The organism is Curtobacterium sp. MCPF17_002 (assembly GCF_003234115.2).
Classification (GTDB): domain Bacteria; phylum Actinomycetota; class Actinomycetes; order Actinomycetales; family Microbacteriaceae; genus Curtobacterium.
This window is the reverse complement of record NZ_CP126251.1, coordinates 3,721,623-3,746,924: the sequence shown is the minus strand read 5'-3', so window position 1 is coordinate 3,746,924 and position 25,302 is coordinate 3,721,623. Positions and strand designations below refer to the sequence as shown.

The window sequence follows — 25,302 nt, the reverse complement described above, 5'->3', positions numbered from 1 at the left end:
CGCCTTCCGGTCGTGTCACGAACCGACGCGCGGCGGGCCCACCACCAGCAGGCCGGCGAAGACGAGGACGACCGCCACGACGCCGATGCCCGCGGCGACCGCGGGCCGACGGACGACGACGAAGAGCAGCCGGTCCCAGAACCCGGAGCGCTCGCCGAGGTCGGGCGACCGCCGCCACGGACCGTCGAGCATCCCGCGCCGTGCGACCGCGACCTCGAACGGCACCGTCGCGTACGGCACGACGGCGCTCGCCCACCCGAGGACGAGCGCGCCGAAGGACCACCGCTGGTTCACCGCGACGACGGTCGTGAGCACGAGGTACGCGAGGAACACGAACCCGTGCACCCCACCACCGATCCGCACGCCCCAGTCGCCGGCGTCGAGGCCGTACTTCAGCACCATCCCCGCGATGAGCAGGGTCCAGGTGACGAGTTCGGCGATCGCGGCGGCCCGGAACAGGGAGCGGGGAGTCATGCGGCCATCGTGACGGACCCGGCCCGGGAAACCGCCGACACGGCCGAACGGGCACCGATGGGCCCGACACTCCGTTCCTCGTATCGATTCGACGCCGGTGACGGGTAGCGTCGTGGGCATGTCGACGCCGACCGAGAACCGTCCCCTGAACATCGTCGTCTGGAACGAGAACGTGCACGAGACCCGCGGTGACGCGACGGTCGTCGAGCACTACCCCGACGGCATGCACACCGTGATCGCCGCCGCGCTCCGCGCACTCCAGCCCACCGCAGAGGTCTCCACCGCCACGCTGCAGGAACCCGAGCACGGCCTGACCGCCGAGCGCCTGGCCACCACCGACGTGCTGTTCTGGTGGGGGCACGCCGCACACGACGAGGTCTCCGACGAGGTCGTCTCGCGGGTGGTCGACGCCGTCCACGCCGGGATGGGCCTCGTGGTGCTGCACTCCGGGCACTACTCGAAGCCGTTCAAGCGACTCATGGGCACCACGTGCTCCCTGAAGTGGCGGAACGACGGCGAACGCGAACTCGTCTGGACGGTCGCACCGGAGCACCCGATCGCCGCCGGGGTGCCGCACCCGATCGTCATCGAGCGCCAGGAGATGTACGGCGAGTACTTCGACATCCCGCGACCCGACGAGGAGGTCTTCCTGTCCACGTTCGCCGGCGGCGAGGTGTTCCGCTCCGGCGTCGCGTACCGCCGCGGTCTCGGTCGGGTGTTCTACTTCTCCCCCGGCGACCAGGAGTACCCGGTGTACCACCACCCGGACATCCAGCGGGTGCTCTCGAACGCCGCGCAGTGGGCCGCACCGGTGTCCGGACGCCGCGAGCTCACCGCGGACCAGCACCCGCGGGACTGGTTCCTGCGCCAGGACACGGGGAGCCAGACCGCGTGACACCGCACGACGCCGCAGCGCACCGCTCGGCCGTGGTCGAGGCGCTCGGCGTCCTCGGCAACGGCCCCGAGGAACGCTTCGACCGCATCACCCGGATGACGCAGGAGGCCTTCGGGGTCCCGCTGAGCTTCCTCAACCTCGTCCACGACGGCCTCGTCACCGCGCAGTCCACGCAGGGCTGGCAGCAGGGCGGGAGCGCACCGGACGAGCAGGTGTTCTGCTCGACGACGGTGCTGAGTGACGAGCCGATGGTGGTGCCGGACGCGACGCTCGACCCCCGGTTCGCGCACCTCGCCGCGGTCACCGAGCAGGGCGTCCGGTTCTACGCGGGCGCACCCCTGACGATGCTCGACGGCACACGGGTCGGCACGCTCTGCGTCATGGACGCCGCACCCCGGACCCTGTCCGCCGAGGAACTCGACCTGCTGCGGGACCTCGCGCACTGGGCAGAGCGCGAACTCGTGCACTCGATCGAGGACGACCGGGTCCGCCGGGTCGTCGACGGCCTCGTCCCGGGACCCGTCCAGGTGCCGGGCTACGACCTCGACGTCCTGTCCCGACCGAGTGCGGACGCCGGTGACGTCGCGGACTGGCGGGTGGCCGCCGACGGCCGGCTCCACCTCACCGTCGGTGCGGTGCCGGCAGCAGGTCGTGCCGCCGCGCTCCTCGCGGCATCCGTGCGGGCTGCGGTGATCGCACGGACGGACGTCCCGATGGAGGTCGCCTTCCCCGGCCTGGAGGCGCAGGTCGCCGCCGACCTGTCGGCTGCGGACACGGTGGGGTCGCTCTTCCACCTGCGGCTCGACCCCGCGTCGGGTCACGTCGACCTCGGTGACGCCGGACACGGTCTCGCCGTGCTGGTGCGCGCGGACGGCAGCGACGAGGCACTGCGGTCGCTCGACCTGCCGATCGGGCTCCAGCCCGCCGGTTCACCGCGGACCGCGGGTTCCCGGGAGCTCGCGCCGGGTGACCGTGTCGTGCTGTGCACCGACGGGGTGCTCGCGGGCATCGGTGACCTCGACGCGCTGGTCGAGCTGGTGCGGACGACCGCCGACGGCGCCGAGCTCGTCGACCGCGTCCGTGAGTCCTCGGAGCGCGGGACGCTCCTGGTCCTGACCCGGAACTGACCGCCGTTCTCCACAGGGCCTGGCCTCCCCACAGGCTCGGCCTCCTCGGACCGGCGGGGCCCGTCGCCCTGCCACGATCGTCGCGTGCAGAGCTCCGACGTGTTCCAGGCGATGACCGACCTCGTCGGACTCTCCGCGCGCTTCGGTGCGGCGGTGCCGGCCGACCGGGACTCTGACTGGACCTTCGTGGTGCCGTGCGAGGTGGGACGGTTCGTCTGGGTCTCGACGGAGCACCGACCGCTCTGGCTGGCATCGGGGACCGCCTTCGCGTACCTCCACCAGGGCGATGCTGCACTAGTCCGGTCCGACGGCGAGGTGTCGATCCGGGCGGGCGCGGAGGGCTCGGGTCCACCCGCAGTCGATGCGTCGATGGTCGAACTGCTGCGGGAGTCCGGCCTGCTCGGTGCGTTCGACGAGCCCGAATCCTTCGCGGACTCGGGAGTCTTCCACGGCACGGCGGCGTTCGGCCCGCTCGAACCCGAGGTCCTGGCACTCCCTCCGGTGCTCAGCTCGGAGGAGTGGACGCCGACGACGCTGGTCGTCCGCGAAGCCCATCAGCTCCTCGACGACCTGTCCGCGGGGTCCCGGGGCGGTCTGCAGCGGGACGCCCTCGCCGGGGTGATCGTCACCGCACTCCTCGACCGGTGGACGCCTCCGGTTCTCCGCGACGGCAGCTTGCGCCGCGCCGTCGAGCGGATCGTCCACTCCACGGATGCGGTGCCGGTCCCGGAGCTGGCACGGATCACGAACGTGACCGACCGCACGCTGCTGCGGCGCTTCCGCGAGACCACCGGCCGGACGCCCGACGGGTTCCAGCGGTGGTGGCGGACGCTGCCGGTCCGCGGGGCGTTGCTCGACGGCGCCGACGAGGAGACGGTTGCGCGGACCTTCGGCTACAGCTCCGTCCGGGCCATGCGTCGGTCGGTCGAGCGCGTCGCGAGGACAGGTTCTCTCGCACAGATGTCGGATCCGGCCGGCGAAGCGCGGGGCCCGCGGTCCGGATCCGACAACGCGAAAAAGGAGTGTCGGTGGTCTAGCGGCGCGTGGGCTTCCCGGTGAGGGTCACGACGAGCAGGGTGGCGAGCATGCCGACACCGGCGAGCTCGATCCCGAGGCCGGCGAGCTGCCAGTAGGCGCTGCCGACGACCTGCGGCTGGGTGATCGACTCCGGCCACCACGGGTCGATGAGCGGGAACGAACCGGGGAACGGGTCGAGGCCGAACACCACGAGCCCGCCGAGCAGCAGCGCGATGCCGACGCCCGCCATCGCCCCGCGGGATCGCCGCAGCATGTGGGCGACGAGGGCGGCGGCGATGCCGGCGAGACCCAGCACGGCGATGAGGAACGCCAGCACGACGATGGTCTGCGGCGCCAGCGCCACCCAGTCGAGCACGGCGATCGGCAGCAGGAGCCACCGCCCGGTCCGAGCCCAGCGCGTGGGGTTCCGCCATCCGTCCATGCCCGGAACCGTACGACAGTCCGCCGGGGAGGAACCCGGTGGTCCGCCGAACGCGGCCGGGCCGGGAACGAATGGCCGGGAACGACTCGGGGCCCTCGGTACGATCGACTGCGGAGGTCGACGATGGTGCAGGACGGTCGCACGCGGCAGCAGCGGGCGGTCGCCACGCGCGCCGCGATCATCGAAGCCGCCGCGGGCGAGTTCGACGAACGCGGGTACACCGGCGCCTCGATGGACGCCGTGGCCGAGCGGGCCGGGCTCACGAAGGGCGCGCTGTACTTCCACTTCACGTCGAAGGCCGACCTCGCCGGGGCCGTGATCGCACGGCAGCACGAGGTGTCCCGGCAGTACGGCGAAGCAGCAGCGGCGCGGGGCACGACGCCGCTGGAGGTGCTCATGTGGATGTCGCAGGGGCTCGCGTCGCAGATGGTCCACGAGGTCGTCGTGAGCGCCGGCATCCGGCTCTCCACCGAGGCGGCCACGTCCGACGTCGCCCGGCAGGACCCGTACACCGACTGGATCGCCGTCGTCACGCAGCTCGTGCGCCAGGGCATCGACGCGGGTGAGGTCGACCCGGCCTGGGACCCGGAACTCGTCGGGCGCGTGGTGATCCCGGCGTACACCGGGGTGCAGACCGTGTCGGACGTGCTCGCCGACCGGGCGGACCTGTACGACCGGCTCCGCGAACTCTGGACCGTGCTGCTCGCCGCGATCGTCACGGAGCGGATGCGGCCGGAGATCCCCCGACTGGTGGCCGTCATCGCACCGCTGCCGACGGGTTCCTGACCGGGCGGGACCGACGCGACGCGGGTCCCCCCAGGGACACCCACGTCACCGTTCCCTGTGAGGATACCAAGAGCGTCGATCCGGCTCCCGCCCCCGTTCACGGGTGCCGCGGACAGCCCGAGCCCGTCCCGAGTCGACCGTGAGCACTACCCTGAGCCGATGGCCACTCCCGCCGCCGAGGTCGACGTCGACGTGCCGCTCGTCCGCGCCCTGCTCCGCGACCAGCACCCGGACCTGGCCGACCTGCCGCTCGAGGTCGTCGCGAACGGCTGGGACAACGTGATCGTGCGGCTCGGGGACCTGCTCGCCGTCCGCCTGCCCCGGCGAGCAGCGGCCGCCGCGCTCATCGAGCACGAGCAGCGCTGGCTCCCGGGCATCGCGCAGCGCGTGGCGGCGGTCGTCCCCGTGCCGGACCCGGTGCGCACCGGTCGACCGGCGCTCGGGTACCCGTGGTCCTGGAGCGTCGTCCGGTGGCTGCCGGGCGCCCCTGTCGGGGACCGCGCCGGCGGTGTCCACGTCGCGGAGGGCCTCGCCGCGTTCCTCGGCCTCCTGCACGTGCCCGCCCCCGCCGACGCCCCGGTCAACCCGGTCCGCGCGGTCCCGCTCGCGACCCGGAGCGAGGCGGTGCTGACGCGACTCGACTCCGATGACGTGCCCCGGGCACGGGAACTGGCGGCAGTCTGGCGGGCAGCGGCCGCCCTGCCCGCGTACGCCGGGCCTCCCGTCTGGGTGCACGGTGACCTGCACCCGTTCAACGTGCTCGTCGACGCATCGCCGTCCGGCGACCTCCGTCTGTCCGCCGTCGTCGACTTCGGCGACGTGACCGCCGGGGACCCCGCTGTCGACCTCGCGACCGCGTGGCTGACGCTCGACCGGGAGGCGCGGGGCACCTTCCGCGGACTCGTCACCGCCGACGACGACACCTGGGAACGGGCGCGGGGCTGGGCGGTCTCGATCGCATCGGCCCTGTCCCTGTCCGACGACCGCACGTTCCGGGCGGTCGCGCACCGCGCGATCGACGAACTGCTGGACGGCTGAGCCGGGCCGGGGCTATCGTTCCCTCACCATCCGTGCACGTGAAGATCGGAGGGGCCGTCATGACCCTCGAGTTCCGCGTCCAGCACGACGTCGCCACCGACGCCTCTCCCGTCCCGTCCGCCCCGACCCGCACCGGCTTCCGCGGACTCCTCGACCGGTTCTCCGCCCGTCGCGACGCAGCACGCGTCCGCCGGGTGGAAGCGCGGCTGCAGGAGCTCAGCGACCTCGAACGCCTGCTCTCCGGTGCTCGCAGCGTCATCGAGCGGGGGTGGATCCAGCACGCGTGGTTCGCGTACGTCGACGAACACGGACGCATGCGGAAGGCGTCCAGTGCCGCCGCGATGGACGTGCAGGGCCGACCGCTCGTGGCCGCCTGCCTCGTCGGGTCGGTCGTCTCCGCCGCCGGCGGTCCGCACGCCGTGCACTCGCAGGAGGTGCAGCGTGCCCTCGACCTGGTCTGGCACGCGCTCGCCGCCGAGGAAGGGCAGCCGGTGCTCTGGTGCCCCGCGCCGGACATCCGGATGGGCCGCGTACGTGACCTGACGAGCTGGAACGACTCCCCCGCCCGGAACTCGGGTGAGGTCGCCGGGCTGCTCCTGACGGCCGAGCGCGTCGCCGTGCTCGAGTCGGAGCGCGTCCGTGAGCGAGCGGTGGCACGATCGAGGGCATGAGCAGCGCCGATCCGGTCCCCGAAGTCCACCCAGCACCGGCAGCGCAGGCGGCGCCGGCAGTACCGTCGGCGCCGACCACCGACGCCGCGGACGTGAAGCAGACGCTCCACCGCTACCTGCAGAAGCACCGGGGCGCGCTCCTCGCCAAGCTCGACGGCCTCGCCGAACGCCAGGCGCGCTGGCCGGTCACGCCCACCGGCACGAACGTGCTCGGGCTGGTGAAGCACGTCGCCGGCGTGCAGGCCGGGTACTTCGGCGAGGTGTTCGACCGCCCGCTGCCGGACGCGCCGGCCTGGCTCGACTCCGACGCGGGCGACGACATGTACGCGACGGCCGACGAGACCCTCGACGACGTCGTCGCGTTCCACCACCGGAGCGCCGCGCACGCGGACGCCACCATCGAGGCGCTCGACCTCGACGCCCACGGGGTGGTCCCCTGGTGGCCCGAGGAACGCCGTGACGTGACGCTGCAGCGGATCCTCGTGCACATGGCGTACGAGACCGCACGGCACGCGGGCCACGCCGACATCGTCCGCGAGATGCTCGACGGCCGCGCGGGCGACGGGGACGGCAACCTCGCCGAGAAGACCGCGGACGAGTGGGTCGAGTGGCGGGAGATGCTGGTCGACATCGCGGAGCGGTCGGGCCTCCGCGGCCTGGGCGCATAGCCGAACACTCCTCGGGATCGTTACCGTTCTCCCAGGAGCCGGGGTGTACATCCGGGCTGATCAGGGATTCGTCGTCGATCGACAGTGTCCGAGCAGCCCCGTCGACGCCCAGATGTCCAGCACCTCGGCGTGACCTGCGTAGGTTCGAAGGCGCTTGTGCCCCGAACCGTGGGCACTTCGGCCGACCGGAGAGGAGCGCTTCCGCGTGTTCCAGTACATCGGGGAGCGGTGGGACCAGATCTGGTTCGCGTCGTGGCAGCACTTCTCACTGGTCGTCCAGTGCACGGTGCTCGCCACGCTCATCGCCGTGGTGCTCGCCACACTCGTCTACCGCAGCGAACGGCTGACCTCGGTCGCCAACGGGGTGTCCGCCATCGGCCTCACCCTGCCGTCGTTCGCGGTGATCGGCCTGCTCATCGTCCCGCTCGGTTTCGGCGTCGTGCCGTCCGTCGTGACCGTCGTCTTCTTCGCCACCCTGCCGATCCTCCGCAGCGCGGTCGTCGGCCTCGCCGAGATCCCGCCGACGGTGGTCGAGTCGGCGCGCGGCATCGGCATGAGCCGGTTCCGGACCCTGCTGCAGATCGAACTCCCGATGGCGTGGCCGATCATCCTCAGCGGCGTCCGGGTGTCGGCCCAGATGGTGATGGGCATCGCTGCGATCGCCGCGTACGCCCTCGGCCCCGGACTCGGCGGTTTCATCTTCTCCGGACTGTCCCGCCTCGGCGGCGCCAACGCCCTGTTCTCCGTCACCGTGGGGGTGATCGGCGTCGTCCTGCTCGCCCTCGTCCTCGATCTGCTCCTCATCGGCCTCGGCCGCCTGACCATCTCGAGAGGTATCCGTGTCCAGCACTGACTCCGCCACCACCACCGCTCCAGACGGGGACGTCACCGGCCGCAGCATCCTGCTCGACGAGGTCACCAAGCGGTACCCCGGCCAGACGAAGCCCGCCGTCGACGGCATCACCCTCGAGATCCCGGCCGGCAAGATCGTCATGCTCGTCGGCCCGTCCGGGTGCGGCAAGACGACCACGCTCAAGATGATCAACCGACTCATCGAGCCCACCGAGGGACGCATCGTGGTCGGCGACGACGACGTCACGGGCATCGACGGCGACGAGCTCCGCCGCCGGATGGGCTACGTCATCCAGGCCGGCGGGCTCTTCCCGCACATGACCGTCGCGGCGAACATCGCGATCGTCCCGAAGATGCTCGGCTGGTCGAAGGAGAAGGTCGCCGCGCGCGTCGACGAACTGCTCGACCTGGTCTCCCTCGACCCCGACACCTACCGCGACCGCTTCCCCCGCGAACTCTCCGGCGGACAGCAGCAGCGCGTCGGCGTCGCCCGGGCGCTCGCCGCGGACCCGCCCGTCCTGCTCATGGACGAGCCGTTCGGCGCCGTCGACCCGATCACGCGGCAGCGCCTGCAGGACGAGCTCCTCCGCATCCAGGAGGAACTGCACAAGACGATCGTCATCGTCACGCACGACTTCGACGAGGCCGTGAAGCTCGGCGACTGGATCGTCATCTTCACCGAGGGCGCGCACATCGTGCAGTACGACACCCCGGAGCGGATCCTCGCCGAGCCGGCGAACGAGTTCGTGGAGAACTTCATCGGTTCCGGCGCCGGCCTCAAGCAGCTCACCCTGAACCGGGTGCGCGACGTCGAGGTGGAGTCCGCGGTCACGTGCTCGCCCGGCGAGGAGGCGCAGGCCGTGCTCCAGCGGATGAACGAGGCCGGCGGCCACCAGCACGCGGTCGTCGTCGACCAGCGTCAGCGGCCGATCGGGTGGCCGAGCAAGCGCCAGCTCGAGCGCCTCACCCGGATCCCGGACGGCGTCGAGCCGGACCTGCCCGTCGTCGGTGAAGCGGCGACCCTCAACGACGCGCTCGACACGATGCTCGTCTCGAGCGCCGGTGCCGCCCTCGTGACCGGACGGCGGGACGCGTTCCGCGGGGTCATCACCGTGGAGACCGTCATGGAGGCGATCACCCGGTCACGTGCTGCTGCCGCGGGCGACCAGGCCTACACGCCCGTGGGGACCAACACGAACCCGATCGAGACGATGCCGTCCCCGTCGGCGGCCATGCCCACCGGGGAGGAGCTGTGAGCGCTGTCGCCGCGGCACCGGCCGCCGGACCCGCCACCGGGGCGAGGACGTCGTGGAAGGGCCTGCTGTTCCAGCCGATCGCCATCCTCGTGGTGCTCGCCGGGTTCGCGATCTGGCTCGCCACGGCGGACCTCACCCCCACCGAGCGCACCACGCTCAACCCGAGTGACATCCTCGCGCTGACCGGGCAGCACCTCGTGCTCACCCTCGAGTCCACCGTGCTCGTGCTCGTCATCGGCATCCCGCTCGGCATCCTGCTCACCCGCGGGCCGCTCCGCCGGGTGAGCGGGTACGTCCTCGCCGTCGCGAACTTCGGGCAGGCGGCCCCGGCGGTCGGGCTCATCGTGCTGCTCGCGGCGTGGCTCGGCCTCAACTCGTGGTCGGCCGTCGTCGCCCTCGTGCTCTACGCGATCCTGCCGGTGCTCCGGAACACGATGATCGGCGTGCAGAGCGTCGACTCCCGGCTGGTCGAGGCGGGCCGCGGCATGGGCATGAGCGCGTTCAGCGTCCTCATGCGGGTCGAGCTGCCGCTGGCCGTCCCGGTCATGCTCTCGGGCATCCGCACGGCCCTCGTGCTGCTCGTCGGCACCGCCAGCCTGGCGACGTTCGTCGGCGCGGGTGGCCTCGGCCTCCTCATCACGACGGGCGTGAACCTGTTCCTGCCGAAGGTCCTGGTCTCCGGGGCGCTCCTGGTGGCGCTCCTCGCCCTGTCCATCGACTGGCTCGGCCGCGTGGTCGAGACGGTCGCACGACCGAAGGGACTCCGATGACCCGCCGCCCCCGCACCCGCCGCACGTCGGCCGTGCGCCGCACGTCGGCCGTGCGCCGCACCCGCGCCGTCGCCGCCGGGCTCCTCGCCGGCACCACCGCGCTCGTCCTCGCCGGGTGCGGCCTGCAGCCCGCGACGTCGTTCGTCCCCGCCGCCGGACCCGGTTCGATCGAGCACATCGACGACCTGCCCGACGGTGCCCACATCACCGTCACGTCGAAGAACTTCACCGAGCAGCTCGTCCTCGGCAAGATCGCGGTGCTCGCCGCGAAGGCCGCCGGGTTCGACGTCACCGACGAGACGAACGTGCCCGGCAGCGTCGCGGTCCGCGAGCTCATGACCTCGCACGGTGCGGACTTCACGTACGAGTACACCGGCACCGCGTGGCTGACCTTCATGGGACACACCGAGGGCATCCCGGACAAGACGGAACAGTGGCAGGCGGTGAAGAAGGAGGACGCCGGCAACGGGCTCACCTGGCTCGAACCCGCGCCGATGAACAACACCTACGCCTTCGCCGTGCGGAACGAGGCCGTGTCCGAGCTCGGGAACGTGAAGAGCCTCTCCGACATCACGAAGCTGCCCGTCGACCAGCGCACGTTCTGCGTCGAGTCCGAGTTCAACTCGCGTGCGGACGGCTTCAAGCCGATGCTGGAGAAGTACGGGTTGGAGCTCGGCGGCTCCGGACCGAACGGCATCCCGAACCGCAACGTGAGCATCCTCGACACCGGCACCGTCTACACGGCGACCGACCGGGGCAAGTGCAACTTCGGCGAGGTGTTCACCACCGACGGCCGCATCAAGTCGCTCGGACTGACCGTCCTCGGCGACGACAAGGGCTTCTTCCCGGCGTACAACGTCGCGCCGGTGCTCGACTCGGCGACCCTGCAGGAGTACCCGCAGCTCAAGGGCATCTACGACCAGATCTCCCCGAAGCTCACCGACGCGGTGCTGCAGGAGCTCAACCGCCAGGTGGACGTCGAGGGCCGCGAACCTGCCGACGTCGCCTTCGACTGGATGGTCAAGGAGGGCTTCATCACGAAGCCCTGACGGGGGCTCAGCCGGCCGCGATCCGTGCTGCGGTGTCCCGGATGGACGCGACCACCCGCTGGCGTACCTCTTCCGGGTCGGAGCCCTCGTGCCGAGCGGAGCTCCGCAGCCCGGTCATGCACATGCCGAGCAGCATCTCCGCCGCTTGCGGCGTCGCCGCGTCGGCTCCCCACGCCGGGTCCCGCTCGAGGATCGTCCGCACCGCACCGGTCATCGCCTCGGCCACTGTGGTCATCCGCGCCACCTGCCGCCGCATCAGCTGCGGGAAGCGCACGATGACCTCTTTCCGGGCGAGCCGCTCGTGCTCGTCGCCGAACGAGGAGCCGAACACCAGGAACGCCAGGTCCACCACCGCCTGCGCCGCCGGCTCCCCCGCGACGGTCTGCAGGTGCGCCTCGAGGGTCTCCGGGGCGAGGTCGAGCTCGGTGTGCCCGAGGACCGCGTCCTCCTTGCTCTCGAAGTAGTTGAAGAACGTGCGCGGTGAGACCTCGGCGCGGGCGGCGATCTGCTCGATCGTGGTGTGGTCGATGTCCTGCTCGAGCGCCAGCGAGCGCGCGGACTCGGCGATGCGGTGGCGGGTCTCGATGCGCTTGCGGTCGCGGAGGCCCATCTCGGAGGCGGGCGCGGTGTCGGGCATGGGCTGACTGTAACCCGAACGTCACAGCGCTTACAGCAAATGCAAACTTGCAATCGTGCAGCGGACAGTACGGTGGGCGCATGACCACTCCCGTGCTCGAGGCCCGCGGCCTCGCCAGGACCTACGGCCGCGGCGCAACGCGGTTCGACGCGCTCAAGGGGGTGTCCCTGCAGGTGAACCAGGGTGAGAGCCTCGCCATCGTCGGCAAGTCCGGCTCCGGCAAGTCCACGCTCATGCACCTGCTCGCACTGCTCGACAAGCCGTCGGCCGGGCAGATCCTGCTCGACGGCACCGACGCGGCGACGCTGAGCGCGCGGCAGGTGAATCGCACCCGGAACAGCACGTTCGGCTTCGTGTTCCAGCAGTTCTTCCTCACGCCGAAGACCTCCGTGCTCGACAACGTCGTGCTGCCGCTGAAGATCGCCGGCGTCACCGGGGCCGAGCGGAAGCGCCGCGGGATGGCGGCGCTCGACGCACTCGGCCTGGCCGACAAGGCGAAGAACGACGCGAACGACCTGTCCGGCGGGCAGAAGCAGCGCGTGGTCATCGCGCGCGCACTCGTCGGTGAGCCGAGCGTCATCTTCGCCGACGAGCCCACCGGCAACCTCGACACCAACACCGGCCAGGTGGTCGAGGACATGTTGTTCGGGCTGCAGCGGGAGCGCGGCATCACGCTCGTGGTGGTCACCCACGACGAGGAACTCGCCGAGCGCTGCGACCGACGTGTCAACGTGCGCGACGGCCTCCTGGTCGGCGCCGAGAACGACCAGGCGGACGCGTCGGGCAACCACGGAAGGCACTCCGCATGAACTTCCTCGACCTCTTGAAGACCGCGGTCGCGAACACCTTCCGGTCGAAGCTCCGCACCACCCTCACGGTCATCGCGATCTTCATCGGCGCGTTCACGATCACGCTCACGTCGGCGATCGGCACCGGGGTGAGCAACTACATCGACACCCAGGTCGCCTCCATCGGCGACACCGGATCGCTGACGATCACGAAGACCGTCGAGTCGTCGACCGACAGCGGCCCGGCGAAGTACGACCCCGACGAGTCGAGCCAGAGCGTCGACCGTGGGCCGGCGTCGTTCTCGTATCTGTCCCAGTCCGACGTCGACACGATCAAGGGCGTCTCCGGGATCGAGTCCGTCCGTCCGGCCGTGGCGCTCAGCACGAAGTGGGTCGAGCACGCCGGTGACGGCAAGTACGTCGTCGACATCGCGGCCAACGCCGGTGAACTGGACGCCGACCTGGCCGCGGGCAAGCAGCTCGACGACGCTTCCTCCGCCGGCAACCAGGTGCTCCTGCCGACGAACTACCTGAAGAACCTCGGGCTCGGCAGCGCGAAGGCCGCTGTCGGACAGGAACTGACCCTGGCCGTCGACGACTACCAGGGCAAGGAGCACACCCTCACGGCCACGGTCGTCGGCGTGCAGAACGAGTCGCTGTTCGGCGGCGGGGCCGGAGCGAACGCCACCCTCACCGACGCGATGCAGGCGGCGCAGGAGACCGGGAAGCCCGCGTCGATCGCGACGTCGTACGCCAGCGCGACCGCGACCCTCGACAGTGGCGCCTCCGCCTCGACGGTGAAGAGCGCGCTGTCGAAGGACGGCTACACGGGTCAGACGATCCAGGACCAGCTCGGCCAGTTCCAGACCGTCATCAGCGGCATCGTCGGCGTCCTCAACGCGTTCGCCGTGATCGCGCTCGTCGCCGCCGGGTTCGGCATCATCAACACGCTGCTCATGAGCGTGCAGGAGCGCACCCGCGAGATCGGCCTCATGAAGGCGATGGGCATGGGCGGTGGCAAGGTCTACACGCTGTTCTCGCTCGAGGCGGTGTTCATCGGGTTCCTCGGCAGTGCGATCGGTGCCGGTGTCGCGATCCTGCTCGGCACCGGCATCTCGAACGTGCTCGCCGGCAGTGTGCTCAAGGACCTGCCGGGCCTGCAGATCATGCAGTTCGCGCCGTCGTCGGTCATCACGATCATCCTCGTCGTGATGTTCATCGCGTTCCTCGCCGGCACGTTGCCCGCACGCCGGGCCGCACGGCAGAACCCGATCGAGGCGCTCCGGTACGAGTGACCGGCAGCTCCTGCTCGTCGGGTTCCCGATCCCGATCGCGCGAACGCCCTCGTCCATCCCGGACGGGGGCGTTCCCGTGTGCCTAGGGTCGGAACGGTGGCAGCATTCGGGCGGGACCTCGGGGACGGGTACACGCTGACGTTGCGGGACCTGTCGACCGTCGAGCCGCTGCACGAGCTCGTGCTCGCGAACCTCGACCGGCTCCGCACCGCCGAACCGTGGGCATGGCGGCCGCAGAGCCTCGAGACCGCCGTCCTGCACACCGAGCACCTGCTCGGGCAGTACGCGATGGACCGTGCGCTCCCGTGCGTCCTCCGGGAGGACGACCGAATCGTCGGAGCCGCCTCGCTCGCCTTCGACCCGTACCTCGGGCAGGCATCGCTCGGCTACTGGGTGGACGCGGGCCTGGAGGGACGGGGCCTCGTCCGCCGCGCCGCCACCGTCCTCGTCGGCGTCGCCCGGGCACGGGGTGCCGCCCGGGTCGAGATCCGGACGGCGGTGGACAACCGGCGGAGTCGCGGCCTCGCCGAGCGGCTCGGCTTCACCGAGGAGGGCACCCTGCGGAGCGCACTGCCGCTCGGCCCGGACCGGGTGGACGTCGCGGTGTACGGCTTGGTGTTCTGACCGGGGCCGTTCCGCGCGTAGGGGGCCGTTCCGCGCGTAGAAAGCCGAATCGCTCGTAGGAGGCAGCTTTTTCCTGCTCCCCATGCGCGATTGCGCTTCCTACAGCGGGTGCGATGGGCAGGAACGCTCGTGCACAACCACTCGCGATCGCCCGCTGCGCACCACGGCGCATCGGCCGCTCGGCGTCAGGAGCCCTGCGTCGCGCCCTGCCACACCGCGACGGCACCACCGACCACGAGCAGCACGATGAGCAGCACCCACACCGCCAGCGCGATGAGGTTGAGGAAGACACCCCAGCCTGCGCGCCCGCGGGCGAACGGCTCCCGGCTCCGCGAGGCGATGCCGAGGCACAGCCCCACGACGGGAGCGACGAAGGTCCAACCGGCGAGCAGCGAGCAGATCCCGAGGACGAGACTCGCCGTGCCGAGTCCGGTGCGGGGAGATTCCGAGTACGTGGCCATGCACCCGACGCTACGGAGCCGTCGGACGGGAGTCGTCCCTCCAGGGCGTGATCCGGGTCCACCTGCGGACGGACGATCACCGGACGCCGGTATCGTCGATGTCATGGCCCTGTTCGGACGACGCAGCAAGCACGACGTGCGCGACCGACCCGTCAGCCAGGTCGAGCTGAAGCGTGCCGTCGACGAGGGGTTCCTCATCGCGAAGGCCGCCGTCACCATCGCCGTGGCGAACCGGATCATCACCAACGCCCTCCGCGACCAGGGCTACTTCGACCACGCGGTCATCGCCGAGGCGACGCGTGAGGAACTCCACCGGATGGCGGAAGAACAGCGCGGGGACGCGGCCCGCATGCGCGAGATCCGGTCGAAGTCGAGCAAGCAGAAGGGCCGCTCCAGGCACCAGCACGACTACCGGCGCGGTGACGACCTCAAGCTCCGGACACGTCAGGCGACGTACGAGCGCCTCGCCGAGATGCTCGACAAGCGGCGGGCGGACCAGGGGTTCGTCGACGGGATCGTCCTCGCGGCCCGCGCCCGGGCGTGGGACGACATCGGCACCACGGTCGTCGGACGGCTCGGCTGGGCGCAGCGCCCCGCCGACGACTACGAGGTCGGACGTGACGACCGGCTGCAGCAGATGCTCGACGAGGACTTCTCGGCGCTGCTCGCCGAGCACCCCGTCGTGGCGGGGACGCCGGCGGAGACCGCGGCGGACGCCGACGAGCCGGACGCCGCCGACGCGGGCGACGACGGAACGGACCCGGCTGACCCGGACGCCGCGCGCGCGTGAGTGCGCCGCTGCCCGGTCGACCGAGACCACGCGCAGTCGCGGAACCCTAGGCTCGGGGGCATGGTGGATGCGGTGGTCGTCGGGGCCGGGCCGAACGGACTCGCGGCAGCGGTGACCCTCGCGCGCGCCGGGCTGTCCGTCGAGGTCGTCGAACGGAACGACACGATCGGCGGCGGTGCCCGCACGTCGGCGCTCACCCTGCCCGGGTTCCTGCACGACGTCTGCTCCGCGGTGCACCCGATGGCGCTGCAGTCCGAGTTCTTCCGGCTGTTCCGCCTGGAGGACCGGATCGAACTCCGACTCCCCGAGGTGCAGTACGGCCACCCGCTCGACGGCGGACGCGCGGGCATCGCATACCGCGACCTCGCCCGGACCGCCGACGAGCTCGGCATCGACGGGCCGGCCTTCCGCCAGCTCATGCTCCCGCTGTCCGGCAACGCCGACCAGGTCGCCGACTTCGCCACCGACGCGCTGCTCCACGTCCCGCGGCACCCGGTGAGCGTCCTGCGCTTCGGGCTCCGCGCGCTCGAGCAGGGAACGCGTGCGTGGAACCTCCGCTTCCGGGACGAGGTCGCGCCCGCGATGGTGTCCGGCGTCGCCGCGCACTCCATCCAGCACTTGCCGTCCCTCGCGACCGCCGCCGCCGCCCTCTCGCTCGGCGCGTACGCACACGCGCGGGGGTGGCCGGTGCCGATCGGCGGGAGCCAGGCGATCGTCGACGCGCTCGCCGCCGACCTCGTCGCCCACGGCGGCCGGATCGAGACCGGCCGCGAGGTCCACTCCCTCGCCGACCTCACCCCGGCCAAGGCCGTCCTGTTCGACACGAGCGTGCCCGGGATGCTGCAGATCGCCGGGAAGCAGATCCCCACCCCGCGACGCGGTGCCCTCCGGCGATTCCGGTTCGGAAACGCGGCGTCGAAGGTGGACTTCGCGCTGTCCGATCCGGTGCCGTGGACGAACGAGGCACTCCGGAAGGCGGGCACCGTCCACATCGGCGGGACCCGTGCGGAGATCGCCGCCGCCGAGGGAGCCGTCGCCCGCGGCCAGCACGCCGAGCGCCCGTACGTCCTCGGATCGGAGCCCACCGTGGTCGACCCGAGCCGCGCCCCGAAGGGGAAGCACGTCTTCTGGGCGTACTCGCACGTCCCCGCCGGGTCCGACGTCGACCAGACCGAGGCCATCACCCGGCAGATCGAACGCTTCGCGCCTGGGTTCCGGGACACGATCCTGCAGTCGAGCAGCCGGACCGCCGTGCGGATGGCCGACTACAACCCGAACTACGTCGGCGGCGACATCGCCGCGGGTGCCGCGAGCTTCTGGCAGCTCGTCAAGCGCCCGCTGCTGTCGTCCGACCCGTGGCGGATGGGCGGTGGCATGTACCTGTGCTCCGAGGCGTCCGCACCGGGGCCCGGGGTGCACGGCATGGCCGGGTGGCACGCCGCACGGAGTGCGCTCCGCCACACGTTCGGGCTGCCCGAAGACGTCGAACTCGCACCGGAGGACTGATCATGGCGAAGAACGTCCGCATCCTGCACTGCCGTCCGGAGGACGTCTTCGACGTCCTCGCCGACGGCTGGCTCTTCACGACCTGGGTGGTGGGAGCCTCTCGCATGCGCGGGCAGGACCCGGGCTGGCCGGCGGTCGGCACGCGTCTGCACCACTCCTTCGGTGTCTGGCCCCTCGTCATCGACGACGTCACGACGGTGCTCGCGTGGGAGCCGTCGCGCCGGATGGTCATCCAGCCCAAGGGCTGGCCGATCGGTGAGGCCCGCGTGGAGCTGACCGTCGAGGAACACCGCCGCGGGTGCAAGGTGACGATCGTCGAGAACCCCGTCGAGGGCCCCGGCACGTGGGTGCCGTCGTTCCTGATGCAGCCGTTGCTCTGGGTGCGCAACGTCGAGACGCTCCGCCGGCTCGGGTGGGTCGCTGCGGGTCGCGCCGCGACCAACTGACGGACCACCGGACTGGAGGCGCGGTGCGGGCCCGCCCCGCGCCTCCAGGCCGTCAGCCGGTCACGTCATCAACCCGGGCTCGTCACCTCCGTGTCTCGTCACCCGTGTCTCGGCGCCCGGGTCTTGGGCCCCGTGTCACCTGCTCACTCGGCTCGGCTGAACTCGCTGGCCCGTCGGACCTGCTCGTCGGTCAGGGCGACGCCGGTGTACCGCTCGAACTGGCGCGCTGCCTGCAGCGCGATCACCTCGGCACCGGTGATGACCCGCTTGCCCATGGCGCGGCCCGCACGGACCAGCGGTGTCTCGGAGGGGAACGCGACGACGTCGAACACCGTCTCCGCCGCGTCGATCCGTTCCTGCTCGAAGGCGAGGACGTCCTGCTGGTCGCCGCGCATGCCGAGCGGCGTGACGTTCACGACGACGTCGGCCGAGGTGGCGTCCCGCTCGTCGGCGACCCACTCGTAGCCGTACTGACGCGCCAGTGCGGAACCGGTGTCCGCGTTGCGGGCGACGACCGTGAGCTCCTCGAAGCCCGCACCCCGGAAGGCGGCCGTGACGGCCTTCGCCATGCCGCCGGAGCCACGGAGCAACACGCTGGCTGCTGGGTCGACGGCGTGCGACGCGAGCAGCGACGCAACCGCTTCGTAGTCGGTGTTCGAGGCCGTCAGCACGCCGTCGTCGTTCACCACCGTGTTGATCGACTCGATCGCGGCCGCGGACTCCTCGACCACGTCGACGAGCGGGATGATCGCTTCCTTGAAGGGCATCGACACGGAGCACCCGCGGATGCCGAGCGCACGGATGCCCGTGACGGCGCCGGGGAGGTCGGTCGTGGTGAACGCCTTGTAGGCGAAGTTCAGGCCGAGTTCGTCGTAGAGGAAGTTGTGGAACCGGGTGCCGATGTTGCTCGGCCGGGCGGCGAGTGAGATGCAGATCTGCATGTCCTTGTTGAGGATGGGCATGGCACCAGTCTCGCATCCGCATGCCGATGGAGCGGTCCACTCGCCGGTTCTGTGGAGGGGGTGGGGTTGTCCCCACCCCGGTTCCGGGTGTCCCCCGTATTCGGTCCCGAACGTCCGGCCCGTACCGTCGTCCTCATGAACGCACTCACCCGCCCCCGCAACGGCCGCCTCCTCGCCGGGGTCTGCGCCGGCATCGCCGACCGCTTCGGCTGGTCGCGCACCTTCGTCCGCGTCGCGTGGGTCATCCTGAGCTTCTTCCCCGGGCCGCTCTGGATCGCCTACGTCGTCCTCTGGATCCTCATGCCGAACCAGGGATCCCGCCGCTGATCGCTCGGCGCCACCGACTGTCCCGTCCGGACGGGATAGTGTGGCGTGGTGCCGGTCTCCGTGTTCGATCTGTTCAGCATCGGGATCGGTCCGTCGAGTTCCCACACCGTCGGGCCGATGCGAGCCGGAGCCGACTTCGCCGCCCGACTGGTCGAGGCCCCCGTCGCCACGATCGCCGTGCACCTCTACGGCTCGCTGGCATCGACCGGGCAGGGACACGGCACCCTCGGAGCCGTCGTCGCCGGTCTGATGGGGTCCGACCCGGAGACCGTCGAGCCGGACGCGTTGGCCGACGCGCTCGCCGTACTCGAACAGACCGGCGTCCTGCGGCTCGCCGGCGGGGCCACGGTCCTGTTCCGGCTCGCCGACATCGTCCTGCACCCCCTCACGATGCTCCCCAGGCACCCGAACGCGATGCGCCTGCGGGCCGACGACGCAGCCGGATCGCCACTCGCCGAGGAGACCTACTACTCGATCGGCGGTGGGTTCATCACGAGCGACGGCGTCGGCGACGTCGCCGAGGCCGCGATCCCCGTCGACGACACCGTGCCGTACCCGTTCTCGAGCGGCGCCGAGCTCCTCGCGGCCTGTTCCGCGGCCGCGCTGCCGGTCAGCGGCATCGCCCTGGCGAACGAGACCGCCACCCGCAGCCTCGACGAGGTGCGTGCCGGACTGCTCCGCATCCACGACGTGATGGAGTCCTCCGTCGACCGGAGCGTCGAGCGTTCGGGCACCCTCCCCGGCAGCCTCGCCGTGCGCCGCCGTGCCGCGAACTGGTACGAGCAGCTCACGCGCGACGACCCCGACCACGACCCGCTCTTCGCGATGGAGTGGGTGAACCTCATGGCGATGGCCGTCAACGAGGAGAACGCGACCGGCGGACGGGTCGTCACCGCGCCGACGAACGGCGCCGCGGGGATCATCCCCGCCGTCCTGTACTACGCGCTCACCTACGTGCCCACCGTGACGCCGTCCGGCCGCGACGACGCCGTGGTGCGCTTCCTGCTCACCGCGGGCGCGATCGGCTCGATCTACAAGGAGCGCGCCTCGATCTCCGGCGCCGAGGTCGGCTGCCAGGGCGAGGTCGGGTCCGCCGCGTCGATGGCTGCGGCCGGACTCGCCGAGATCCTCGGTGGCACCCCCGAGCAGGTCGAGAACGCGGCTGAGATCGCCATGGAGCACAACCTCGGGCTGACCTGCGACCCGATCGGCGGGCTCGTGCAGATCCCCTGCATCGAGCGGAACGCGATCGCCGCGAACAAGGCGATCAACGCGGCACGGATGGCGTTGCGCGGCGACGGCGAGCACCACGTGTCGCTCGACCAGGTCGTCGAGACGATGCGACAGACCGGCGCCGACATGTCGACGAAGTACAAGGAGACCGCGATGGGCGGTCTGGCGGTGAACGTCCCGCTCTGCTGAGGGTGCGCTCGACCGCCCAGGGCCACGGCGAGTCCCCGGCGGTCAGCCGTGCAGCAGCGTGAGGAGTCTCGCGGTCTCGGTGGCGATGGCGTCGCGGCCGGCGGTCACGTACTTCCGCGGGTCGACGACGTCCGGGCGTTCCTCGAGGACCTCTCGGAGCGCCCGGGTGAACAGCCCGTTCAGGTGCGTCGAGATGTTGATCTTCGTCATGCCGGCACGGACGGCGCCGCTGAGCTCCTCGTCGGACAGCCCGGAGGACCCGTGCAGCACGAGCGGCACCGGCACCGCGGCGCGGAGCTGCTCCACGAGTGCCCGGTCCACAGAGGCCTCGCGCGTCTGCATCGCGTGCGACGTGCCGACGGCCACCGCGAGTGCGTCCACCCCGGTGTCGGCGACGAAGGCCGCCGCGTCGCCCGGGTCGGTGCGGACGCCCGGGGCGTGCACGCCGTCCTTGCCGCCGACCTCGCCGAGTTCCGCCTCGATCGCGACCCCGGCGGCGTGACACGTCGCAGCGAGCTCGCGGGTCGCGTTGACGTTCGCCGCGAAGTCGAGGTGCGACCCGTCGTACATGATCGAGTCCACGCCGAGGTCGACGCCCGCGAGCACGAGGTCACGGTCCTCGATGTGGTCGAGGTGCACGAGGACCTCGACCCGGGCTGCGCGGGCGATCGCCTGGGTCGCGGTCGTGATCGGCGCGAGGCCGCCGTGGTAGCGGACGCAGTTCTCGCTGATCTGCAGGATGACCGGCAGACCGCCCGACTCCGCCCCGGCGACGATCGCCTCGGCGTGCTCGAGGAGCACGACGTTGAACGCGCCGACGCCTCGGTGGGCGGTGCGTGCCGCGTCGAGCAGTCCGGTGAGGGCGAGGTCGGTGATCATTCGGTGCTCCTGGTTCGGTCATCGTGCGGTCCGTCGTGCGCTCCGACGTGCGGTCCGACGTGCGGTCCGACGTGCGGTCCGACGCGAGGCCCGACGTGCGGTGGCTGGTCGAGCTGCAGGAAGCGCTGGACGGCGTCCGCGTCGACCTCGCCCGCGACGGGACGGAGGACAGCAGCGGCCCCGTACGCGGCAGCCGAGCGGAGCGCCGCTTCGTCGACCACCGCCGGACGGCCCGCCGTGTGGCTCCCCGCCGCCCGGACCCCCGCTGGCTGGAGCCCTGCCGACCGGCCCACCGCCGGCCGGACCATCGCCGTGACGAGTCCTGCGGTCGCGGCGTCCCCCGCACCGGTCGGGTTGCCCGTGACCCCGGCGATCGCCGGGACCTCGAGCACACCCGTGATCGTGTGAGCGGCGATGCCCTCGGCGCCACGTGAGACCACCACGACGCCGGCACCGCGGCCGAGCAGCCGGAGCGCTCCGGCTCGCTCGTCGTCCGCTCCGGTCGCGTCGAGCAGCTCCGACCGGTTCGGCTTGCAGACCGTGGCACCGGCGTCGGCGGCCACGAGGAGCGCCTCACCCGAGCAGTCGACGATGCTGGGGACGCCGTGACGCGCCGCGGCGGCCACCCAGGCGGCGACGACCGCGGGATCTGCCCCGGCGGGCAGCGATCCGGACACCACGAGGGCGCAGCAGCCCGGTACGGCGAGGAGCCGGTCGACCGTAGCGGCCACGGTGTCCCACTCCGCCGGCGTGACGGCGGGCCCGGGCTCACCGAACATCGTCGGGTGCTCGACGTCGTCGACGACGGTGACGGTCGTGCGCGTCTCCCCCGTCACCGGGACGTCCGTGTGAGCGAGGCCGAGGTCGTCGAGCGCGTCGGCGATCCAACGCCCCGAGGGGCCACCGAGCGGCAGGACGGCGTGCGACTCGACTCCTGCACCGTGCAGCACCCGGCCCACGTTGAGGCCCTTGCCACCGGGCCGTCGCACCACGTCGAGCACGCGCTGCGTCTCGCCGATGCGCTGTTCGGCGACGCGGTAGGTGACGTCGACCGCCGGGTTCGGGGTCACGACGAGGATCACGACAGGATCTTCCGGTCGGCGGGGTCCGGCAGCGACCAGTGGCCGTCGGGGCCGAGGGGATCGATCACCAGGAAGTCGGCTGCGGACCCGACCGTCAGGGGCGCCGGCCGACCGAGCAGTCGTGCCGGCCGAGTGGCAGCGGCCGCGACGACCTCGGGGAGCGGTGTGGAGGCCCTGATCAGCCGACGTGCGGCGTCGGCGACCGTGATCGTGCTGCCGGCCAGGGACGACCCGTCCGCGAGCAGCGCGACACCGTCCCGGACCGACACGGCGGAGCCGGCGATCGTGTGGTCCCCGTCACCGCAGCCGGTGGCCGACATGGCGTCCGAGACGAGCACGAGGCGCCCGGGGGCAGCGCGCTGGACCAGTTCGACCACCGTCGGGTCGAGGTGGTGACCGTCGACGATGCACTCGAGCAGGAGACGGTCGTCCGTCAGGGCGACGCCGACCGGTCCGGGCGCGCGGTGGTGCAGCGGCGGCATCCCGTTGCACAGGTGGGTGACGAGCGTGGCGCCGGCGTCGACGGCCCGGCTCGCCTGGTCAGCGGTGGCGTCGGTGTGGCCGATCGCCACCACGACGCCCTCGGCCACCAGGCGGGCGGTGGCGTCGAGCGCTCCGGGCAGCTCCGGTGCGAGTGTGACGATCCGGAGGGCTCCGTCGGCAGCGTCCAGGTAGGTGTCGACCTCGGCCGCGCTCGGTGCGTGCAACAGGTCCGAACGGTGGGCGCCGCGGCGTGCGGGCGCGAGCCACGGTCCTTCCAGATGCAACCCGCCGAGCGTGCCGTCGGCGACGAGGGGCCGCAACCGTGCAAGCGCGGCCGCGGTGTCCGGGATCGGGCCGGTGGCGACGGAGGCGATGAGCGTCGTGGTGCCGCGGGAGCGGTGGTGTGCGGCGGCGATCCGCGCATCGTCGGCCGAACAGGTGGCGAAGTCGTGCCCGAGCGCGCCGTGCGCGTGCAGGTCGACCAGGCCGGGAACGATGGTCCCGTCGACGGTCGTCGCGCTGTCGGTCCTCGGCGGTGCGCCGATCCCGGTGGCGCTGACGCGACCGTCGTCGTCGACGACCAGCCAGCCGTCGTGCAGGTCGTCGTCTGCGGTGAGGACCCGCGGCGCGCGGAGGAGGACGGTCATGCCGGTACCTCGTCCCGCGAGGTGTCCAGCGCCGCCCGCGCGAGCAGCCCGGCACCGATTGCGCCGGCCGCGTCGCCGTGCCGAGCGGGGACGATCGCCGGGACGCGGAGTCCCACCAGGCGATCGGCGACGGCCGCGGTGAGGGGGTCGAACAGGAGTGGGCCGGACTGCGCCAGTCCCCCGCCGACGATGATCGTGTGGCAGCCGGCGACTGCCGTGGTCCACACCAGGGCGTCGGCGAGCACGGTCACGCACTCGTCCCAGACCCGGGCCGCGACCGGGTCCCCGGCGCGGACCCGGAGCATGGCGTCGTGCGCGGAGACGGACCCGGATCGTCGTGCGACTCCCCCGGCCGAGGCGATCTCCTCGACGCGGAGCCCGGCGTGCGGCCCCGACGGGATCCGGACCTGGCCGATCTCCCCCGCCCAGCCGTCGCCCGACACGACGGCACCGTCGACCACGAGCGCGCTCGCGAGTCCGGTGCCGACGGGCACGAAGGCCACCGAGCCCCGACCCAGCGCGGGTGCCGCACCGGCAGGCTCGGCACGGGAAGCGCCTGCCGTCTCGGCGAGGGCACCGGCACGGACGTCGTGCCCGAACGCGACCGGGACGTGCAGGCCCCGGCGAGCGAGCTCGTCGCGGACCGTGTCGCGGACGGGGACGTCTTGCCATCCGAGGTTCACCGCCAGCACGACGCGGCCGGCCGACTCGTCGACCACGCCGGGCGTCACCAGGCCGATCGCGTCGAGCGGCCCACGCGCGAGTGCTGCCTCGGCGAGGTCCGCGACGACGACCGCGAGCCGTGTGGCGTCGGGGTCGTCGCGCGGCGTCGGGACGCGGGTCTCGTCGAGGACGAGGCCGTCGGCATCGGTGCGGCGGGCCTTGATGCCCGTGCCGCCGACGTCGACCCCGAGCACCGCGCCTGCGCGGGACATCAGGTGAGGATGACCGACCGCGTCAGCGAGCGGGGGTTGTCCGGGTCGAGCCCGCGTCCCTCGGCGAGGGCGACGGCGAACCGGTGGACGACGACGAGGCCGGCGATCGGGTCGAGGTCGTGCTGGACGAACCGGGCACCGGTCACGGCGACCTCGTCGGCGAGTCCCTCCGGGGCAGCGCCGAGCGACCAGACGAGCCGTCCGGGCTGGGCGATCGCGATCGGACCGTGCCGGTAGTCCATCGCCGGGTAGGACTCGGCCCAGAACTGCGCGGCTTCGCGGGTCTTGAGGGCTGCCTCGAACGTGAGCCCCACGGCGGGGCCACGGCCGACGAAGCTGACCTGCTCGGCGTCGAGGAGCTCGTCGATCGGCAGCGCGAGGGCGACCTCGGCCTGGGTGGCGAGGGCATCGACGTCGTCGCCGATCGACGCACGCAGCAGTGCGAGGGTCGTCGTGGCGAAGCGGGTCTGCACGACCGAACGCTCGTCGGCGAACGGGAGCGCGACGACGTCGTCGGCGACCGCGGCGGCCGGGCTGTCCGGGACGGCGGTGATGAGCACCGTGCGCTGCCCGGGCAGGGCCTGCAGCAGGTCGACGATCTCGGTGGTGGTGCCCGAACGGCTGATCGTGACGACGCGGTCGTACTCGCGGTTCGTCGGGTACTCGGAGCCGGCGAAGGCGTCCGTGACGCCGAGACCGGCCTGCTCACGGGCGACGGCGTAGCTCATGGCGATGAACCAGCTCGTCCCGCAGCCGACGACGGCGACGCGTTCGCCCGGCTGGGGGAGTGCGTGCGCGAAGTCCGGCAGGAGTGCTGCTGCGGCCCGCCAGGTCTCGGGTTGCGAGGCCAGTTCGGCGCTCACGAAGGTGTCGGTCATGGGTGCCTTCCGATCCGGGTTCGATCTCGGTGATCGATGATCAGGAAGCGTAGCGAGCGATCGTGCTCGGCGGAAGACCAAAACGTCATTTCCGA

Annotated in this window: 29 protein-coding genes; 19 read left to right on the top strand and 10 right to left on the bottom strand. The window is 71.9% G+C overall.

The window, feature by feature from the left end; translation table 11 throughout:
- Positions 1-15 precede the first annotated feature (15 nt).
- Positions 16-474, bottom strand: coding sequence for a DUF3817 domain-containing protein (locus DEJ28_RS17615; RefSeq protein ID WP_111114597.1), 459 nt, complete (start codon positions 472-474; stop codon positions 16-18).
- Positions 475-592: 118 nt separating this feature from the next.
- On the opposite strand from DEJ28_RS17615, the gene DEJ28_RS17610 reads away from it, so the two are divergent.
- From DEJ28_RS17610 to DEJ28_RS17600, 3 genes are all read left to right on the top strand, one after another.
- On the top strand, positions 593-1,369 hold the full coding sequence (locus DEJ28_RS17610; protein WP_258367916.1) for a ThuA domain-containing protein: 777 nt from the start codon (positions 593-595) through the stop codon (positions 1,367-1,369).
- Positions 1,366-2,496 carry a GAF domain-containing protein gene (locus tag DEJ28_RS17605; RefSeq protein WP_111114484.1) on the top strand — a complete coding sequence of 377 codons (1,131 nt, stop codon included), beginning with the start codon at positions 1,366-1,368 and terminating at the stop codon, positions 2,494-2,496. The genes DEJ28_RS17610 and DEJ28_RS17605 overlap by 4 nt, the downstream gene beginning before the upstream one ends.
- Before the next feature lie 84 nt (positions 2,497-2,580).
- Positions 2,581-3,555, top strand: a complete 975-nt coding sequence (locus DEJ28_RS17600; protein WP_111114483.1) for an AraC family transcriptional regulator — start codon at positions 2,581-2,583, stop codon at positions 3,553-3,555.
- Here the strand turns inward: DEJ28_RS17600 and DEJ28_RS17595 are convergent.
- Positions 3,530-3,955 carry a disulfide bond formation protein B gene (locus DEJ28_RS17595; RefSeq protein WP_111114482.1) on the bottom strand — a complete coding sequence of 142 codons (426 nt, stop codon included), beginning with the start codon at positions 3,953-3,955 and terminating at the stop codon, positions 3,530-3,532. The two genes, DEJ28_RS17600 and DEJ28_RS17595, sit on opposite strands and share 26 nt — an antisense overlap.
- Positions 3,956-4,078: 123 nt before the next feature.
- Here DEJ28_RS17595 and DEJ28_RS17590 point away from each other — a divergent pair, with 123 nt between their 5' ends.
- The 8 genes from DEJ28_RS17590 to DEJ28_RS17555 all read left to right on the top strand — a co-directional run bounded on the left by DEJ28_RS17590 (position 4,079) and on the right by DEJ28_RS17555 (position 11,045).
- Complete coding sequence (locus DEJ28_RS17590; RefSeq protein WP_111114481.1) at positions 4,079-4,741, top strand: ScbR family autoregulator-binding transcription factor; 663 nt, start codon at positions 4,079-4,081, stop codon at positions 4,739-4,741.
- A gap of 159 nt (positions 4,742-4,900) precedes the next feature.
- Entirely contained in the window at positions 4,901-5,779 is an 879-nt protein-coding gene (locus DEJ28_RS17585; protein WP_111114480.1) for an aminoglycoside phosphotransferase family protein, read from the top strand.
- Between the two features lie 38 nt (positions 5,780-5,817).
- Entirely contained in the window at positions 5,818-6,450 is a 633-nt protein-coding gene (locus DEJ28_RS17580; RefSeq protein ID WP_146248797.1) for a DUF6197 family protein, read from the top strand.
- On the top strand, positions 6,447-7,118 hold the full coding sequence (locus DEJ28_RS17575) for a DinB family protein (protein ID WP_111114478.1): 672 nt from the start codon (positions 6,447-6,449) through the stop codon (positions 7,116-7,118). Before DEJ28_RS17580 ends, DEJ28_RS17575 begins: the two co-directional genes overlap by 4 nt.
- A 205-nt stretch (positions 7,119-7,323) precedes the next feature.
- On the top strand, positions 7,324-7,971 hold the full coding sequence (locus DEJ28_RS17570; RefSeq protein WP_111114477.1) for an ABC transporter permease: 648 nt from the start codon (positions 7,324-7,326) through the stop codon (positions 7,969-7,971).
- The gene (locus DEJ28_RS17565) at positions 7,958-9,226 is read left to right on the top strand and encodes an ABC transporter ATP-binding protein (RefSeq protein ID WP_111114476.1); all 1,269 of its coding nucleotides are present in this window, start codon (positions 7,958-7,960) and stop codon (positions 9,224-9,226) included. Before DEJ28_RS17570 ends, DEJ28_RS17565 begins: the two co-directional genes overlap by 14 nt.
- The gene (locus DEJ28_RS17560; RefSeq protein ID WP_111114475.1) at positions 9,223-9,996 is read left to right on the top strand and encodes an ABC transporter permease; all 774 of its coding nucleotides are present in this window, start codon (positions 9,223-9,225) and stop codon (positions 9,994-9,996) included. The genes DEJ28_RS17565 and DEJ28_RS17560 overlap by 4 nt, the downstream gene beginning before the upstream one ends.
- Positions 9,993-11,045 carry a glycine betaine ABC transporter substrate-binding protein gene (locus DEJ28_RS17555; RefSeq protein WP_111114474.1) on the top strand — a complete coding sequence of 351 codons (1,053 nt, stop codon included), beginning with the start codon at positions 9,993-9,995 and terminating at the stop codon, positions 11,043-11,045. The genes DEJ28_RS17560 and DEJ28_RS17555 overlap by 4 nt, the downstream gene beginning before the upstream one ends.
- A gap of 7 nt (positions 11,046-11,052) precedes the next feature.
- Here DEJ28_RS17555 and DEJ28_RS17550 read toward each other — a convergent pair whose 3' ends face one another.
- Positions 11,053-11,682, bottom strand: coding sequence for a TetR/AcrR family transcriptional regulator (locus DEJ28_RS17550; protein ID WP_111114473.1), 630 nt, complete (start codon positions 11,680-11,682; stop codon positions 11,053-11,055).
- Between the two features lie 80 nt (positions 11,683-11,762).
- Here DEJ28_RS17550 and DEJ28_RS17545 point away from each other — a divergent pair, with 80 nt between their 5' ends.
- From DEJ28_RS17545 to DEJ28_RS17535, 3 genes are all read left to right on the top strand, one after another.
- Positions 11,763-12,491 carry an ABC transporter ATP-binding protein gene (locus DEJ28_RS17545; RefSeq protein WP_111114472.1) on the top strand — a complete coding sequence of 243 codons (729 nt, stop codon included), beginning with the start codon at positions 11,763-11,765 and terminating at the stop codon, positions 12,489-12,491.
- The gene (locus DEJ28_RS17540; protein WP_111114471.1) at positions 12,488-13,765 is read left to right on the top strand and encodes an ABC transporter permease; all 1,278 of its coding nucleotides are present in this window, start codon (positions 12,488-12,490) and stop codon (positions 13,763-13,765) included. Before DEJ28_RS17545 ends, DEJ28_RS17540 begins: the two co-directional genes overlap by 4 nt.
- A gap of 96 nt (positions 13,766-13,861) precedes the next feature.
- Positions 13,862-14,389 (top strand): GNAT family N-acetyltransferase, encoded by a 528-nt coding sequence (locus DEJ28_RS17535; RefSeq protein WP_181433610.1) that lies wholly within the window; start codon positions 13,862-13,864, stop codon positions 14,387-14,389.
- A gap of 185 nt (positions 14,390-14,574) precedes the next feature.
- On the opposite strand, the gene DEJ28_RS17530 is transcribed toward DEJ28_RS17535, so the two are convergent.
- Positions 14,575-14,850: a hypothetical protein gene (locus DEJ28_RS17530; RefSeq protein ID WP_111114469.1), complete on the bottom strand. Its 276-nt coding sequence runs from the start codon at positions 14,848-14,850 to the stop codon at positions 14,575-14,577.
- Positions 14,851-14,953: 103 nt separating this feature from the next.
- Here DEJ28_RS17530 and DEJ28_RS17525 point away from each other — a divergent pair, with 103 nt between their 5' ends.
- Genes DEJ28_RS17525 through DEJ28_RS17515 form a run of 3 tightly spaced genes read left to right on the top strand, consistent with a single transcriptional unit; the run spans position 14,954 to position 17,592 of the window.
- Positions 14,954-15,640, top strand: coding sequence for a hypothetical protein (locus DEJ28_RS17525; protein WP_111114468.1), 687 nt, complete (start codon positions 14,954-14,956; stop codon positions 15,638-15,640).
- Positions 15,641-15,700: 60 nt separating this feature from the next.
- Positions 15,701-17,146, top strand: a complete 1,446-nt coding sequence (locus DEJ28_RS17520) for a phytoene desaturase family protein (RefSeq protein ID WP_111114467.1) — start codon at positions 15,701-15,703, stop codon at positions 17,144-17,146.
- Between the two features lie 2 nt (positions 17,147-17,148).
- Complete coding sequence (locus DEJ28_RS17515) at positions 17,149-17,592, top strand: SRPBCC family protein (RefSeq protein ID WP_111114466.1); 444 nt, start codon at positions 17,149-17,151, stop codon at positions 17,590-17,592.
- A gap of 143 nt (positions 17,593-17,735) precedes the next feature.
- On the opposite strand, the gene DEJ28_RS17510 is transcribed toward DEJ28_RS17515, so the two are convergent.
- Entirely contained in the window at positions 17,736-18,554 is an 819-nt protein-coding gene (locus tag DEJ28_RS17510) for a shikimate 5-dehydrogenase (RefSeq protein ID WP_111114465.1), read from the bottom strand.
- A 135-nt stretch (positions 18,555-18,689) separates the two neighbouring features.
- On the opposite strand from DEJ28_RS17510, the gene DEJ28_RS17505 reads away from it, so the two are divergent.
- Together DEJ28_RS17505 and DEJ28_RS17500 are read left to right on the top strand one after the other, a co-directional pair.
- Positions 18,690-18,881: a PspC domain-containing protein gene (locus tag DEJ28_RS17505; RefSeq protein WP_111114464.1), complete on the top strand. Its 192-nt coding sequence runs from the start codon at positions 18,690-18,692 to the stop codon at positions 18,879-18,881.
- 48 nt (positions 18,882-18,929) lie between these two features.
- Positions 18,930-20,303, top strand: a complete 1,374-nt coding sequence (locus tag DEJ28_RS17500) for an L-serine ammonia-lyase (RefSeq protein ID WP_111114595.1) — start codon at positions 18,930-18,932, stop codon at positions 20,301-20,303.
- A gap of 42 nt (positions 20,304-20,345) precedes the next feature.
- Here DEJ28_RS17500 and DEJ28_RS17495 read toward each other — a convergent pair whose 3' ends face one another.
- From DEJ28_RS17495 to DEJ28_RS17475, 5 genes are read right to left on the bottom strand one after another with little or no spacing between them, the layout of a single operon-like run.
- Entirely contained in the window at positions 20,346-21,182 is an 837-nt protein-coding gene (locus tag DEJ28_RS17495; protein WP_111114463.1) for a class II fructose-bisphosphate aldolase, read from the bottom strand.
- Positions 21,179-22,264: a 1-phosphofructokinase family hexose kinase gene (locus DEJ28_RS17490; protein ID WP_111114462.1), complete on the bottom strand. Its 1,086-nt coding sequence runs from the start codon at positions 22,262-22,264 to the stop codon at positions 21,179-21,181. The genes DEJ28_RS17495 and DEJ28_RS17490 overlap by 4 nt, the downstream gene beginning before the upstream one ends.
- The gene (gene nagA, locus DEJ28_RS17485) at positions 22,261-23,394 is read right to left on the bottom strand and encodes an N-acetylglucosamine-6-phosphate deacetylase (protein WP_111114461.1); all 1,134 of its coding nucleotides are present in this window, start codon (positions 23,392-23,394) and stop codon (positions 22,261-22,263) included. Before nagA ends, DEJ28_RS17490 begins: the two co-directional genes overlap by 4 nt.
- Complete coding sequence (locus DEJ28_RS17480) at positions 23,391-24,329, bottom strand: ROK family protein (protein ID WP_111114460.1); 939 nt, start codon at positions 24,327-24,329, stop codon at positions 23,391-23,393. The genes nagA and DEJ28_RS17480 overlap by 4 nt, the downstream gene beginning before the upstream one ends.
- A complete protein-coding gene (locus DEJ28_RS17475) occupies positions 24,329-25,207 on the bottom strand; it encodes an SIS domain-containing protein (protein ID WP_111114459.1) in 879 nt (292 codons plus the stop codon). The genes DEJ28_RS17480 and DEJ28_RS17475 overlap by 1 nt, the downstream gene beginning before the upstream one ends.
- Positions 25,208-25,302 lie beyond the last annotated feature (95 nt).